This window comes from Brevundimonas sp. ABV4_179 (genome assembly GCF_056311945.1).
The window spans coordinates 1,303,535-1,318,482 of sequence record NZ_CM149976.1; the positions used below are offsets into that span (position 1 = coordinate 1,303,535).

13 protein-coding genes and 1 pseudogene are annotated in these 14,948 nt (G+C 66.2%); 4 read left to right on the forward strand and 10 right to left on the reverse strand.

From position 1 onward, the window contains the following. Positions 1–46: 46 nt before the first annotated feature. Positions 47–1,585, forward strand: a complete 1,539-nt coding sequence (locus ACYX4P_RS06305; RefSeq protein WP_248117758.1) for an ABC1 kinase family protein — start codon at positions 47–49, stop codon at positions 1,583–1,585. 68 nt (positions 1,586–1,653) lie between these two features. Here ACYX4P_RS06305 and ACYX4P_RS06310 read toward each other — a convergent pair. The 9 genes and pseudogenes from ACYX4P_RS06310 to ACYX4P_RS06350 form a co-directional block, all read right to left on the reverse strand. Beyond that, positions 1,654–1,845 (reverse strand): annotated as a pseudogene (locus ACYX4P_RS06310) (Txe/YoeB family addiction module toxin); the annotation flags it as partial. Beyond that, on the reverse strand, positions 1,842–2,099 hold the full coding sequence (locus ACYX4P_RS06315; RefSeq protein ID WP_292074536.1) for a type II toxin-antitoxin system Phd/YefM family antitoxin: 258 nt from the start codon (positions 2,097–2,099) through the stop codon (positions 1,842–1,844). The gene ACYX4P_RS06315 and the pseudogene ACYX4P_RS06310, both read right to left, overlap by 4 nt. Before the next feature lie 40 nt (positions 2,100–2,139). Next, positions 2,140–3,303 carry an acyl-CoA dehydrogenase family protein gene (locus ACYX4P_RS06320; protein ID WP_248117756.1) on the reverse strand — a complete coding sequence of 388 codons (1,164 nt, stop codon included), beginning with the start codon at positions 3,301–3,303 and terminating at the stop codon, positions 2,140–2,142. Between the two features lie 238 nt (positions 3,304–3,541). Next, positions 3,542–5,326, reverse strand: coding sequence for an acyl-CoA dehydrogenase C-terminal domain-containing protein (locus tag ACYX4P_RS06325; protein ID WP_248117755.1), 1,785 nt, complete (start codon positions 5,324–5,326; stop codon positions 3,542–3,544). A 3-nt stretch (positions 5,327–5,329) separates the two neighbouring features. After that, positions 5,330–5,809 (reverse strand): MerR family transcriptional regulator, encoded by a 480-nt coding sequence (locus tag ACYX4P_RS06330; protein ID WP_201096571.1) that lies wholly within the window; start codon positions 5,807–5,809, stop codon positions 5,330–5,332. A gap of 175 nt (positions 5,810–5,984) precedes the next feature. Then, positions 5,985–6,311, reverse strand: a complete 327-nt coding sequence (locus ACYX4P_RS06335) for a DoxX family protein (RefSeq protein ID WP_248117754.1) — start codon at positions 6,309–6,311, stop codon at positions 5,985–5,987. A 298-nt stretch (positions 6,312–6,609) separates the two neighbouring features. Continuing rightward, entirely contained in the window at positions 6,610–6,825 is a 216-nt protein-coding gene (locus tag ACYX4P_RS06340; protein WP_248117753.1) for a helix-turn-helix domain-containing protein, read from the reverse strand. 9 nt (positions 6,826–6,834) lie between these two features. Further along, positions 6,835–7,356 (reverse strand): DUF2975 domain-containing protein, encoded by a 522-nt coding sequence (locus ACYX4P_RS06345; protein WP_248117752.1) that lies wholly within the window; start codon positions 7,354–7,356, stop codon positions 6,835–6,837. 122 nt (positions 7,357–7,478) lie between these two features. Continuing rightward, complete coding sequence (locus ACYX4P_RS06350) at positions 7,479–8,924, reverse strand: protein adenylyltransferase SelO family protein (RefSeq protein WP_248117751.1); 1,446 nt, start codon at positions 8,922–8,924, stop codon at positions 7,479–7,481. Between the two features lie 385 nt (positions 8,925–9,309). Between ACYX4P_RS06350 and nhaA the strand changes: the two genes are divergently transcribed. Further along, positions 9,310–10,554, forward strand: a complete 1,245-nt coding sequence (nhaA, locus tag ACYX4P_RS06355; protein WP_248117750.1) for a Na+/H+ antiporter NhaA — start codon at positions 9,310–9,312, stop codon at positions 10,552–10,554. Positions 10,555–10,758: 204 nt separating this feature from the next. Next, a complete protein-coding gene (locus ACYX4P_RS06360) occupies positions 10,759–13,401 on the forward strand; it encodes a TonB-dependent receptor (RefSeq protein ID WP_248117748.1) in 2,643 nt (880 codons plus the stop codon). Between the two features lie 79 nt (positions 13,402–13,480). On the opposite strand, the gene ACYX4P_RS06365 is transcribed toward ACYX4P_RS06360, so the two are convergent. Continuing rightward, on the reverse strand, positions 13,481–13,918 hold the full coding sequence (locus ACYX4P_RS06365; RefSeq protein ID WP_248117746.1) for a VOC family protein: 438 nt from the start codon (positions 13,916–13,918) through the stop codon (positions 13,481–13,483). Between the two features lie 78 nt (positions 13,919–13,996). Between ACYX4P_RS06365 and ACYX4P_RS06370 the strand changes: the two genes are divergently transcribed. After that, on the forward strand, positions 13,997–14,911 hold the full coding sequence (locus tag ACYX4P_RS06370; protein WP_248117744.1) for a LysR family transcriptional regulator: 915 nt from the start codon (positions 13,997–13,999) through the stop codon (positions 14,909–14,911). Positions 14,912–14,948 lie beyond the last annotated feature (37 nt).

Genomic DNA, 14,948 nt, shown 5'->3' on the forward strand with positions numbered 1-14,948 from the left:
GGAACGTCGCCCTCCACCCGGCGTTTGTCTGGCCATGTTCACAACCTTGGCTGTTGCCGCACGCGACCGGAAGCGTCTGACGGAAATCTCGGGCATAGCGGCTCGTTTCGGCCTGGGCGCGGTTCTGGCCCGGCTGGGACTGGGGCTGGGGCTGGGGCGCGAGGCGGGCGGTGTCGAGGACGCGGGGGTGGAGCCTCTGTCGCGGCGCACCCGTCTGGCGCTCCAGGCGCTGGGGCCGACCTTCATCAAGCTGGGCCAGATTCTATCGACCCGGTCCGACCTGCTGCCGCCCGACTGGATCGAAGAATTCGAACGGCTGCAAAGCGGCGGCGCGACGTTGGATTTCAACATCCTGCGCCCGGACGTGGAGGCCGCTTTGGGCGGCCCGCCGGAACAGATCTTCGCCCGGTTCGACGCCGCGCCCCTGGCCGCCGCCTCCATCGCCCAGGTGCACCGCGCCGCCCTGATCGACGGAACCGAGGTCGTGGTCAAGATTCGCCGTCCCGGCGTGCGGCCGCGTGTCGAGGCCGACCTGCGCCTGATCGCCGAACTGGCGCGAAAGGCGGAACAGGCCAGCGGCGAAATCGCCCGCTATCGTCCCCGCGCCCTGGTCGCCCAGTTGTCCGAGGCTATGCTGGACGAGCTAGATTTCACCAAGGAGGGGCGCAACACGGACCGGTTCGGCGCCGACTTCGCCGCCAATCCCGACGTGGTCATCCCGGCCGTCTATTGGGACTATACCACCGACGGGGTGTTGGTTCAGGACTATCTGGACGGGATCGCGCCCACCGACGCCGAGCGGCTGCGGGCGGGAGGCGTCGATCCCCAGCGGCTGGCCCGCATCGGGGCGGATGCGGTCTTGGACATGGTTCTGGTCAACGGCCGGTTCCACGCCGATCCCCACCCCGGCAATCTCAGGGGCATGGCGGGCGACCGGGTGGGCCTGCTGGACTTCGGCATGGTGGGCGTGGTCACGCCGCGCCGCCGGGCCGAACTGATCAGCTTCGTCCAGGCGCTGGCGGGCGGCGACGCCCAGCGGATGGCCGAGGTTCTGGCCGACTGGACCGAGGGCGCGGACGTGCCGTCCCAGAGCCTGACGGCGGGCGCCGAACGGCTTATCGCCCGCCATGGCCAGGGTCAGGTGGACCTGCCCGCGATCGTCGCCGACATGATGGCCTTGATGCGCCAAGAGCGGGTCGCCGCGCCGCCCGACCTGATGCTGATCCTCAAGGCCCTGGTCACCATCGAGGGTGTGCTGTCGCGTGTCGATCCCGACTTCGATCTGGTGCGCGCCATGAGCGGCGCCTGGAAACGGGTGGTCTTTTCGCGGCGTCGTCTGGGAACCGTGCAGAACCAGTTGGTCGGCGCCCTGCTGGACCTGTCGGCGTCAGGCGGCGACCTGCCGCGCCTTATCCGCGCGGCGTCGCGGCGTTTGCTGGATGATCCGGGCAGGCAGGCCGCCGCGTCTGATCGTGAGACAGCCAAGGCCGTGATGCAGGCCGGGCGATGGATCGGATTTTCCATCCTTTGCGCGGGCGGCCTGATCGCGCTCGGTCTGGTCGTGGGGGCGTTGCTGGGCGGCTGAGGCGCTCGATAGTGATAGCGACACTGAACGATCTCCAATCCCGCCTGAGACGCGCGATAGACCAGCCGGTGTTCCTGATCGATACGCCGGGACCACCATCCCGACAGTTCGCCCTTCAAGGGTTCGGGCTTGCCGGAGCCGGTGAGGGGCGTGCGCTGACATTCCTTGATCAGGGCGTTTAACTTCTTCAGGGCTTTGCGATCGGTGTTCGGCCACTCGACATATTGGGCCCAGGCGCGGGCCGAGAATATGAGGTTCATTCCTCGATCAGTGCGCGCGCCTGACCACCGCCCGCTTCAAGTTCGGCGATGGAGGCGCGCAGCGCCTCGCGATTAGCCGGGCTGCGCAGCAGATAATCGGTCTCCTGCCACGAGGCGAAGTCCTCCAGCGACATCAGAACCGCCGCCGGCTTGCCCCCTTCACGTGTGATGATGGTGTAGTCATGGTCCGACGTAACCCGGTCGATGGTGGCGGCCAGGGTCTTGCGCAGTTCGGTGACGGACATGGCGTTCATGGCGAGAATGTACGCATTCACGTACATTCTCGCAAGGGACTCACAGCGTCCGCGCGATCAGCAGCTTCATGATTTCGTTGGTGCCGCCATAGATGCGCTGGACGCGGGCGTCCTTGTACAGCTGGGCGATGGCGTATTCGTTCATATAGCCATAGCCGCCGTGCAGTTGCAGCATCTCGTCCAGGGTCTCTCCCTGGATGTCGGTGACCCAGTATTTGGCCATCGAGGCGGTGGCGGCGTCCAGCTTGCCCTGCAGATGCAGGCCGATGCAGTGGTCGACGAAGACCTTGGCCACGGTCAGCTTGGTCTTGACCTCGGCCAGTTTGAACTGGGTGTTCTGGAAGTCCAGGATTCGCTTGCCGAAGGCCCTGCGCTCCTTGACGTAGGCCAGCGTCGCCTCAAGTCCCCGCTCGGCGGCGGCGACGCCCTGGACGGCGATGTTCAGCCGTTCCTGCGGCAGTTGCTGCATCAACTGGACGAAGCCCTGGCCCTCGCCGCCGCCGATGATGTTGTCGCCGGACACCTTCACGTCGTTGAAGAACAGTTCGGAGGTGTCGTTGGCCTCCATGCCGATCTTGTGCAGATTGCGGCCGCGTTCGAAGCCGTCGGCGCCGTCGGTCTCGACCACGATCAGGGACACGCCCTTGGCGCCTTCCGCCGGGTCGGTCTTGACCGCCACGATGATCAGATTGGCCAGTTGGCCGTTGGTGATGAAGGTCTTGGAGCCGTTGACGACATAGCTGTCGCCCGACCTGATGGCGGTCGTCTTGACGCCTTGCAGGTCCGATCCGGCGCCCGGCTCGGTCATGGCGATGGCGCCGACCAGTTCGCCCGATTGCAGGCGCGGCAGCCAGCGCTGCTTCTGCTCCTCGGTGCCGTAATGCCAGATGTAGGGCATGACGATCGCATTGTGCAGGCTGATGCCGAAGTGATCCGCGCCCTTCCAGCCCAGCTGGCGCATCAGCACGACCTCATGGCGATAGTCGCCGCCGAAGCCGCCTTCCTGCTCGGGCATGGACAGGCCAAGCAGGCCCGCCGCCCCAGCCTCGTTCCACAGCTGGCGCGGCACCGAGGAGGCGGCGATCCAGTCCTGCACCTTCTCGGGCGGCGCGTGCTCGTCGATCCATTTGCCGACGCTGTCGGAGAAGAGGGTGATCTCCTCTTCCTTCATGAAATCGGGTTCGGGGCTGCCCAGCACGTTCATCGTTTCGTCCCTTGTCGCTATGATTTCAGTTGGGCTTCTGCGTCCCAACCGTTAGGTCTTGGTATGGATTTCGACCACCAGCGAAGGCCGGTCGCAATCCATTTCCGACGAAGCTCGGCGTGTGTCGCCTTTGCGTCGTCATAACCAAAGTGCGTCCCGCAACAGGGGCAGATTTCGAACGATTGCATCGGTTCGAAATCCAGCTCCCATTTGCAAACAGGACAGGCCGTCACCGTTCTCAGAACGCCTCGGCCGGCATGGCCATCAGCACGTCGGCGCCCGTCTTCAGCTTCTTCAGGTGGCTTTCCGCGTCGGGCAGGATGCGCTCGACGAAGTAGCGGCCGGTTTGCAGCTTGGTCGCATAGTAGGGGTCGGTCGAACCGGCCTCGACCTGGGCTTGCGCGACCTTGGCCATCTGCGCCCACATATAGGCCAGGGCCGTCAGGCCGAAGACGTTCAGATAGTCGGTCGAGGCGGCGCCGGCGTTGTCCGGGTTGGCCATGCCGTTCTGCATCAGCCACATGGTCCCCTCCTGCAGCTTGGCCTTGGCGTCGGCCAGGCCGTCGACGAAGGGTTTGATGGCTTCATTGCCGCTGTTCTCGGCGACGAAGGCGTCGATCTCGCCGAACCAGGTCATGATGGCGCGGCCGCCGTTGGCGGGCAGCTTGCGGCCCACCAGGTCCAGGGCCTGAATGCCGTTGGCGCCTTCATAGATCATGGTGATGCGGGCGTCGCGCAGATACTGCGAGGCGGGGAAGTGTTCGGTATAGCCCGAACCGCCGTGGACCTGCATCGCCAGCGAGGCGACATGGAAGCCCTTGTCGGTCAGATAGGCCTTCAGCACCGGCGTCAGCAGACCCATGTAGTCCTTGGCCTTGGTCGCCACGGCCTCGTCCTCGGACTTCTCCAGGTCGGCGTGAAGCGCGGTCCACAGGATGAAGGCCTGGCCGCCCTCGACGAAGGCCCGTGCCTCCAGCAGCATCCGGCGCACGTCGGGATGGACGATGATGGGGTCGGCTGGCCCGTCCGGGTTCTTCGGTCCGGTCAGCGAACGGCCCTGCAGGCGGTCCTTGGCGAACTCGACGGCGGCCTGATAGGCGGCCGTGCCGATGGCCAGGCCCTGCAGGCCGGTGCCCAGGCGGGCCTCGTTCATGACCACGAACATATTGTTCATGCCGCGGCCTTCTTCACCCAGCAGCCAGCCCTTGGCGCCCTCATACTGCATGACGCAGGTGGCGTTGCCGTGGATGCCCATCTTCTCTTCCAGCCCCACGCATTGCAGCGTGTTGCGTTCGCCCAGCGAGCCGTCCTCGTTGACCAGATATTTCGGCACCACGAACAGCGACAGACCCTTGATGCCCGGAGCCGCGCCCTCGATGCGCGCCAGCACCGTGTGGATGATATTGTCCGAGAAGTCGTGCTCGCCCGCCGAAATCCAGATTTTCTGGCCGGTGATCGAGAAACTGCCGTCGTCGTTGCGGACGGCCTTGGTGCGGACCATGCCCAGGTCGGTGCCGCACTGCGGCTCGGTCAGGTTCATGGTGCCGGACCATTCGCCGGACACCATATTGGGCAGATATTTGGTCTTGATCTCGTCCGAGGCGCTGGCGTGAATGCCGGCATAGGCGGAAGACGTCAGGCCCGGATACATCGAGAAGGCGGCCGATGCGCCCGCTGTCATCTGGCCGAAGGCCGAGGCCACTACGCTGGGCATGCCCTGGCCGCCATACGCCGGGTCGGCGGCCAGGGCCATCCAGCCGGCTTCCGACATCGCCTTGTAGGCTTCCTTCCAGCCCTTGGGTCCGGTGACCACGCCGCCCTCGGCCCAGTGACAGCCTTCCTTGTCGCCGGGATTGTTGATCGGGGCGATCACCTCGTCGGCGAACTTGGCGCCTTCCTCCAGGATCTGGCCGACCAGATCCGACGACACGTCCTGGAACCCCGGCTGATTGGTGTAGCGGTCGATCTCCAGCACTTCGTTGAGGATGAAGGTGAAGTCACGGACGGGCGACTTATAGGCCATGGATCAAGCTCTTGCTTTGAAGGGGTGATGGTCGTGGTTGAGGCGGGACTGGAGCAGTTTCTCGTAGTCCTCGGCGCCCGGCAGCAGGTCCGGGCGGTGTTCTGAAAGCTTGGATTCCATCCAGGCGCAGGCGGTTTCCGCCGTCTCGATCGCGCCTTCGATGTCTTCAAGCTGCTGTTTCAGCGCGGCGATCTGGGCGCGGTGCCGCACCAGGGCCACCGCCATCTGATGGACGTTGTGGTCCTTCTGATCATAGAGATCCATCATGTCCTGGATCTCCTGCAGGGTGAAGCCGATGCGGCGTCCCCTCAGGATCAGTTTCAGCCGTGCGCGGTCGCGGGAATCATAGACCCGCGTCTGACCCTTGCGCGCAGGGGTCAGAAGGCCCTTGTCCTCATAGAAACGAAGGGCCCGGGCCGTGGCGCCGAACTCGCGACACAGCTGGCGAATGGAATAGGTTCTGTGGTCGTCGGCTGTGGCCATGGGCCGACCATAACTTTACCCGCACGTAAAGGGAAGAGTTTACGCGCACGTAAGGGTAAGCTTTTTCGACGGCGCGCTTTCGGCAAAGAAAAAGCCCGGAACCGGGGGAACGGTTCCGGGCGCGAGACGCCGGATGGAGGGGGGAGAACGTCCGGCGCTCGAACTGGTCGGCGCGTCAGGCTCGGCGGCGACCCAGCAGCACCGGAACCGTAAAGGCCAGAAGGACGGCGTTGACCGCCGCCAGGGCGATGTCTTGATTGACGGCGTGGACGGCCAGCATGGCCGTCTCCAACACGACCAGGCCGGTCGCGGCGGTCAGCAGCAGCGGGCGGCCGACGCGCCAGGAGATCAGGGGGCTCAGCACGCCCATGGCCAGAACGATCTCGACCACGCCCAGGCCGCGCACCATGTTCTCGGGCGCGACGGCGGGCCAGCCCATCAGATTGATCAGATTGGTCATCGGCTCGGTCAGCTTGGCGTAGCCTGCCGCGATGAAGAACATCGCGATCCAGCCCTGCAGCGTCTAAAGGGCGATGTTGCGATAGGCGGCGCGGTTGCGGGACTGAGGGGCGGGGAATGTCGTCGTGGTCATGGGGCAAGGCCTAATTCGTAACAGCCGCGATATCGGATTGGTCGGCGCCGTTCGCAAGAGGGATATAGCGGCGCTTTCGATATTTGTCATCCGGCGATGACATCAGCTGATGACATCAGCTGATGACTTTGTGTTACAGCCCCCCAAACCGTTGAGGCGCGGAAAGATGTTTCCGCGCCTCGTCGATCATTCGGATTACGGATCGGGCCTATTCCGGCTGCGGCCCCGGCGTCTGGACGATCAGGTCGCCCGGCTGGCAATCCAGTTCGCGGCACAGGGCGTCCAGGGTGGAGAATCGGACGGCGCGGGCCTTGCCAGTCTTCAGGATGGACAGATTGGCCATCGTCACCCCCACCCGGTCGGACAGTTCGGTCAGCGACATCCGGCGGTCCAGCAACAGCCGGTCCAGTTGGATCATGATCATGGCGCGCCCTCAGACCGTGGTCAGCTGTTCGTCGCGCATGGCCGCGCCCTGGCGAAACACCTCGGCGAGGATGAAGACCACCAGAATGCCCAGCCAGGCGCCCAGGTTCAGGCTGCGGTTCAGCGCGCCTTCGCCCAGGGTGGCGGCCACGACGAGGGCCAGATTGACCAGCTGAAGACCGATCAATCCCAGACCGACCGCCTGAAGCCGTTTGACGTTGGCGAACTCGAAGGCGTCGCCCTGGTTCACCGACAACAGGATGCGCCGCAGTCGATTTATGATCCACCAGGTGAAGCCGCACGCCAGGGCGCCGCCGAGAAAGACCAAGGCGCCGCTCCAGTGCAGGATGTGGCTCGGATCCGCCGGTCGGCCCTCCATCCCGTCCAGCAGGCCGGCGCCCAGGCTAGGGTCCGCCAGGGCGAAGGCGAACAGGATCAGCGTCAGAACGCCGCCGATCACGACGAAGACGTTTGCGACGCCGAGGAGCCAACGCAGCGCGCTGGCGATGGAGTATTTGCCGATCAATTTCATTGCGAAAGCCTTCCCATCGGGTCGCCCTCCGCGACCGCCTTGGTGACTATCGATATGGATTTATCGATAAACGGGCAAGAAAATTATCGATAAACGAGATGAAGCTTTCGTAAGGTTCGGCGTCAGGAGGTGAAGCCCCAAGCGACGCGGGCCGCCTCCAGCCGGGCCAGTTTGGCCTGGAACGGCGCCCAGTCGTCGTCGGCGGCGATGGCGGCCCACAGGGTTTCAACCTCGTCGATCAGCATCTCCTCCGGTTCGCGCGCGGCGAACATCGGATGCTCCAGCCGCTCGATCCGGTCGGGCTCGTGCTCCATCAAGGCGAAGCGGAAGGCGTCGAAGGCCTCGCCCTGATACAGTTTCGCGCGGGGACCGGACAGGGCGCGGGCCGAGGAGGCGAAGCCGCCGAACCAGTCAAAGAACAGCGGCTCCCACCGCATCGCCTCGCCGCCTTCGCGCAGAAGGGCCAGGGTCGCGTCCACCAGACGCTGATCCGCCGCCTCGCCCAAACTCTGGACCCCGAGCCGCATCAGGAAGGCGGCGCGCAGTTCGCGGATATAGGCCGGGCCGAAGCCGTTCAGGGCGTCGGCCAGGATCTTGGGATCGGAAACGACCGCGAGGCAGCTGGCCAACTGCGTCAGGTTCCAGAACACGGCCTCGGGCTGGCGGGCGAAGGCGTAGAGGCCGCCATGGTCGAAATAGGCGGCGGTGAAGCTGGGCTGATACGCGGGCAGGAACCGCCAGGGGCCATAGTCGAAGCTTTCGCCCGTGACGTTCAGATTGTCGGTGTTCAACACCCCATGCACGAACCCGGCCGCGATCCAGCGCGCCGTCAGCCGGGCCGAGGCGTCGACGATGGCGCGCATCAGGCCGTGAACGTCGCCCGGCGCGACATGCGGGTGATAAAGGCTGCGGACGTGTTCGATCAGCCCCTCGATCTGGTCGGGCCGGTTCAGATAGGCGGCGCGCTGGAATGTGCCGAACCGCACATGGCTGTGCGACAGGCGCACCAGGACGGCGGATCGCGTGGGCGACGGCTCGTCCCCCCGCTCCAGCGGCTCGCCGGTCTCGATCAGCGACAGGGCGCGGCTGGTGGGCGCGCCCAGCGCCTCCAGCATCGCCGCCGCCAGCACCTCGCGCACTCCACCCTTCAGCGTCAGCCGGCCGTCTCCGTCGCGCGACCAGGGCGTGCGGCCCGAACCCTTGGTCCCCAGGTCCATCAATCTTGGCCTATCGCCGCGCTCGCGGAGCGCGGCTGTTTGAGGCGTTTCCCTCATCTGCGCCGCCAGGAAGCCGCGCCCGTCGCCCAGGTCGGGATTGTAGTGGCGGAACTGATGCCCGTGATAGCGCATGGCGATGGGGCCGGGCTGGCCGGGCAGGGGGTCGAACCGGCCGAAGGCGGCGATCCACTCGGCGTCGCTCAGCCCCTCCAGCCCGACCTCTGCGGCGGCGCGGTCGTTGCGGAACCGCAGGATCGTCTGCGGAAAGTCCGCCGATCGCACGGCGTCGGAATAGTCGGGGCCAAGGTCGATGAAACGTGGTTCGGGGCGATAGGCGCAGGAGACGGGCATGGAGAGCTAGGTGCGTGTCGCAAGGCAGGAGCGCAACCGCTTCCTGCCGATCTATTATATCGTCATCCTCCGGCAAGCCGCTTGCGGCGCAGATCGGGGACCCAGCGGCGCGCGTGAGCGCGAACCTGTCGCGGATTCGATCTGTGAAGCGCTTGGGGCGGATAGGTTTCGCCTTCGGCGCCGCTGGGTTCCGGGTCTTCGCTGCGCTTCGCCCGGAATGACGAAGGAAGCCGGCGATTGGTCCCGCAGCCAGATTCATCTATAATGCCTCCAGCCATCAGGTCGCCTCGCGCGGCCAGGCCGGCGCGCCCTCGCGGGCGGCGAATCCGGTCCGACGCCCGTCGATAACCTGGCGTCACGACGAAACTTCCTTTTGGAGGCCGCCGTGGCGCGCAGACTGACACTGGATTTCCTCAAGACCGAGGCGGCGTCCGGCCTGGCCCTGGCGCTGGCGGCCCTCGCTGCCTTGATGGTCGCCAACTCGCCCTGGGGCGGGGAGTATTTCGCCTGGCTGAAGACTTATCACGTCCTGCAGATCGGACCGGTCCGGTTGGAGGAGACGCTCTCCGACTGGATCAAGGAAGGTCTGATGGCGATCTTCTTCCTCGTGGTGGGGCTGGAGATCAAATACGAGATCGTGCGCGGCGAGCTCAGCGATCCCAAGAAGCTGGCGACGCCGGTGCTGGCGGCCCTGGGCGGCATGGCGGGGCCGGCGGCGGTCTATCTGCTGCTGTCCGGCCTGATCGGCGCGCCCCACGCGGGCTGGCCCATCCCTCTGGCCACCGACATCGCCTTCGCCCTGGCTGTCTTCGGCTTGGTGGGCAAGGGATTGCCGGCGTCGCTGCGCGTCTTCCTGTTGACCCTGGCCATCGTCGACGACCTGGGCGCCATCGCCCTGATCGCGGTGCTGTTCAGCGAGGGGACGAACTGGATTCCGTTGCTATGGGCCGCCGCCGCCCTGATCGCGGGCGCCGTCGCCGCGCACAGCATGCGACTACCCGCGCCCTTCTGGGGCGTGGGGTTCGCCCTGGTCTGGTATCTGACGGTGCTGTCTGGCCTCAGCACCTCCCTGACCGCCGTGGCCTTCGCCATGATCGTGCCGATCAGGGCCCGCGCCGAGGACGGCCGGAGCCCGCTCAAAGAGGCCATCCACGACCTGCATCCGTGGAACGCCTTTCTGGTCCTGCCCCTGTTCGCCTTCGCCAAGGCGGGCGTCTCCTTCGCCGGCCTGTCGATGGATCAGGCGTTCGCGCCCCTGGTCGTCGCCATCGCTTTAGGCCTGTTCCTCGGCAAGCAGATCGGCGTGTTCGGCGCCGCCTGGCTGGCCTCGACGCTGCGGATCGGCGCGCGTCCGACGGACGCCAGCTGGGTGCAGGTCTATGGGGTGTCGCTGTTGTGCGGCGTCGGCTTCACCATGAGCCTGTTCATCGGCGTGCTGGCCTTCCCTGGCGCGGTCGACAGCCCCGAACAGGTCGAGGTCAAGCTGGGGGTTATCGGCGGCTCGATTCTGTCGGCGGTCGCGGCGGCCGTGGTGCTGGGTCTGGCGGGCCGGACGCGCCGCTTCGACCCCGCTGCTCTGCGACCGGACGTAGAGCCGTTAGGGCCGAAAACCGGGCAAAAACTGACCTAGCGTCAGGGTTTTCTGTCGCTTCCCCGACACACAAAGGCGGATCTGCGGCGAAAAATCGTCGCGGGCGAGAACGCTCGCTTGTCGGTGGCGTCGAAGCGCGCTTAGCCTAGCGATAACGAACGCTCCCCCACGAAGGGGACGTCGATGGGAACAGGAAACGCCGCGATCGCCCAAGGCGACGCGACTTCAGCCGGGAGGACGCCAATGCGCCGCAATCTTCAACTCAGGACCACCGTGTCCGCCGCCGCCGTCATCGGCGCCGTGGCCTTCGGCTTCGCCGGCGCCGCCGCCGCGCAGGAAGCGCCGGCGACCGTGGACGACATCATCGTCACCGCCCAGAAGCGCGAACAGAGCCTGCAAGACGTGCCGATCGTGGTCACCACCCTGTCGCAGGAACTGCTGCAGGGCGCGGGCGTGCAGGACATCAAGGACCTGCAGATCCTGACGCCCGGCATGACCGTCACCTCGACCCAGTCGGAAGCCTCCACCACCGTCCGCATCCGCGGCGCCGGCACCGTGGGCGACAACCCCGGCCTGGAAAGCTCGGTCGGCGTGGTGATCGACGGCGTCTATCGTTCGCGCAACTCGGTCGGATTCGGCGACCTGGGCGAACTGAGCCGCATCGAAGTCCTGAAGGGGCCGCAGGGCACCCTGTTCGGCAAGAACACCTCGGCCGGGGTCATCAACATCATCACCGAACGGCCGTCGTTCGATCCATCGATCTCGGCCGAACTGACCGGCGGCAACTTCGGCGCCATCGGCGGATCGGTTTCGGCCACGGGCGGCCTGACCGATCAGATCGCCGGTCGCCTGTTCGTCGCCCACCGCGAGCGTGACGGCTTCTACGACGTCAACAACGGCGACGGCCCCAACAGCCGCAAGGACGACCAGAACCAGGACTACTGGACCACGCGCGGCCAGCTGCTGATCCTGCCCAACGACAACACCTCGATCCGCCTGATCGCCGACTACACCAAGCGCGAGGAATACTGCTGCGTCGCCGTGCAGACGCGCGTCGGCCCGTCCCAGGCCTTCATCGCCGCCCTGGCCGCGCCGAACGGCCCTGGCCAAACGCCGCCTGCCGCAGGGTTCGGCACGGTGCCCTTCTCGCGTCTGGCCTATTCGAACCGCGAGACGCCGCAAGAGATCGAGGACATGGGGCTGTCGGCGGAAGTCAACATCGACTTCCCCAGCATCAACGCCACCCTGACGTCGCTGACCTCGTGGCGCGACTGGTCGTTCCAGCAGGGGATGGACCTGGACTACACCGGCGCCGACCTCCTGTACCGCGCCAACGACGGCTCCAACGGCTATGGCGTCGGCAACCTGACCCAGGAACTGCGTCTGGCGGGCACGACGGACAGGTTCGACTGGCTGGTCGGCATGTTCGCCACGCGCGAGACGGTCTATCGCGACGACAGCTACGTCTATGGCTCGGACTACAACGCCTTCGCCTCCTTCCTGCTGACGGCCTCGGTTCCGGCGGCCTTCGGCGGCCCCAGCCCGTCGCGGATCGGCTGCTTCACCAATCCGAACGGCTTCCTGGTCGGCACGACCGGCGCCCTGGCCGGACAACCGCTATGCGTGCTGGGGCTGGCCCCGGCCAGCGCCGCGGCTCCCACCTTCGGCGTGGGCAAGGCCTATGAGGACCACTATTCCCAGAAGTCGGAATCGGTCGCCCTGTTCACCAACAACACCTGGAAGGTGAGCGAGGCCTTCGACATCAATCTGGGTCTGCGCTACACCTACGACAGCAAGCGTCTGCTGGGCCTGCAGGACAATCTGGGGACCAACGGCGCGGCCTGCGGCGGCGCTCTGGCGAACAACCTTGCGCCTGCTTTGCCGGCTTCGCCCATCCCCGGAACCGCCAACGTCCGCACGCCGGCGGCCGCGCTGGGCCTGCTGTGCCTGCCCTGGTCGAACCCGCTCTATGACGGTCGCCGCATCCAGGAGAAGTTCAGCGACACCGACCTGTCGGGCACGATCAAGGCGTCCTACCGCTTCAACCCCTCGATCATGGTCTATGGGTCCTATGCGCGCGGCTACAAGGGCGCGGGCTACAACATGGACCGGGTGCAGACCGGCGTGACGCCGGACGCCTCGCTGTTCTTCAAGGCCGAGACGGTCGACAGCTATGAGGCGGGGGTCAAGACGACCCTGTTCAACCGCACCATGCTGCTGAACCTGAGCTACTTCGACCAGAAGTTCGAGAACTTCCAACTCAACACCTTCCTGGGCACCGCCTTCGTGGTGGAATCCATCCCCGAGCTGAAGTCGCGCGGCGTGGACGCCGACATGGTCTGGTTCACCCCGGTCGAGGGCCTGACCTTCCAGGGCGGCGTGACCTATACCGACGCCAAATACGGCGTGTTCGGCGCCGGCGACCTGTCCAGCCCGGGCCGCTTCCCGCAGCTGTCGCTGCTGCCAGGCGCGCGCGCCTCGTTCGCCCCGGAATGGTCGCTGACCGGCGCCCTGGCCTTCGACCGTTCGCTGGGCGGCGGCCTGCGCGGCGGGTTCAACCTGTCGGCCAAATATTCGACCGAATACAACACCGGCTCGGACCTGCTGCCCTACAAGCATCAGGACGCCTTCACCGTGGTCAACGGCCGGGTGTCGATCGGGTCGGAAGACGAACGCTGGACCGTGGAGGTCTGGGGCCAGAACCTGCTGCAGGAAGAATACACCCAGGTCGGCTTCGCCGCCCCGCTGCAGGGCACGGCCTTCACCAACACCACCACGCCTCAGGCGGACGGCACCTACTACAACATTGCCACCGACACGGCGACCTACAACGCCTACCTGGGCGCCCCGCGCACCTACGGGGTGACGCTGAAGGTCAAATACTGATCGTCAGCCCGCAGGGCTGAACGATGAGGGGCCGACCGGGCGACCGGCCGGCCCTTTTTCCTGGGCGTTCGACCGGCCGCTATCCGGCCGCCTGTCGGGCCGAATGGCGAACGGTCTGGCCGTAGGACAGCTCCAGGGTGTTGCCGTCGGGGTCGGCGATATAGGTCCAGTACCCCACCGGTTCTGGGCTTTGCCTTGGCGGCGAGCGAAGAATGCCGTGCGCCTTGGCGAGGTCCGCCAGACGATCCACGTCCGCGCGACTGGCGCAGGCCATGCCCAGATGGCCGAACGGCCCCAAGGGCGTGTCGCGCAGGTCGTCGGATTCCACAAGCACGACGGCGAACGTCGTATGCGGGTCCGCCATCCAGACGACGCGATTTATGGGGCCCGCTCCCCCGCGTTCGTGGGTCGCGGAAAGCCCGGCGAAGGTTTCATAGAAGGCCCGGCTCCGATCCAGGTCGCGCACGACAAGCGCGATGTGGGTCAGGCCCCGGTCGGGCGTGGGTGTGTCGGACATTTCTCGCTTTCCTTGCTTGACGCCCGCATCCTTTTCCATGCGTTGAGCGAATGGAAATGAAGATGCAGTATGTCTGTCATGCGATCTGTGAATGACCTGAACGGCGTCGATCTCAACCTTCTCGTGGTGCTGGACGCCCTGCTCGCCGAACGGCACGTCACCCGCGCCGCCCTTAGGCTGAACAAGACACAGCCTGCCGTCAGCCATGCTTTGGCCCGTCTTCGGGTTCTGTTCGACGATCCGATCCTGGTGCGGCGACAGGGCGGACTGCAGCCGACGCCGCGCGCCTTGGAACTGGCGGCTCCGTTGCGGGACGCCCTGTCGACCCTCGGCGGCCTGGTTGACGATCGCGTCTTCGATCCTGGGCGCGCGAAGCGAGAGTTCCGGTTGTCGATGTCGGACTACGCCGCCGAAGTCCTGTTGCCCGCTCTGACGCTGCGGATCGCTCATGCGGCGCCCGATGTGACCCTGGCTCTGGTCTCTCTCGGTCGGGACGGCGCACGCGCCGCGATCCGGGCGGGCGAGATCGATCTGGCGATCGGGGTTTATCCAGAGGGGCGAGCCGAAGACCTTCGCACATCACCGCTGTTCGACGATGCGTTCGCCTGCCTCGCCGATGCGACATCGGGGGCGCCGGCTTCGCTACAGGCCTATCTGTCGCGACCGCACATCGCCGTCTCCGCTTCGCCCGAGGACAATGGAGAGGTGGACGCGGCCTTGGCCGCGCAGGGCCTGACCAGGCGCGTGGCGATCACCTTGCCGCATTGGTCGGTCGCGCCGCAGCTTGTGCGCGGCTCCGACCTGATCCTGACGGCCGCACGCCGGAGTTTGACGCCAAGGCCAGACGACGGGTTGGTGATCGCACGCCCCCCGATGGCGCTGCCGACCATTCCGCTGGTGCAGGCCTGGCATGTCCGGCGGGATCACGACCAGGGCCTGAGATGGTTGCGGACGCAGATCGGACAGAGCGTCCCCGCCGATCCCTCTGCCTAGGCGCCGTCTGAAGAGGCCAGGAGAGGTCCGCCGCCGG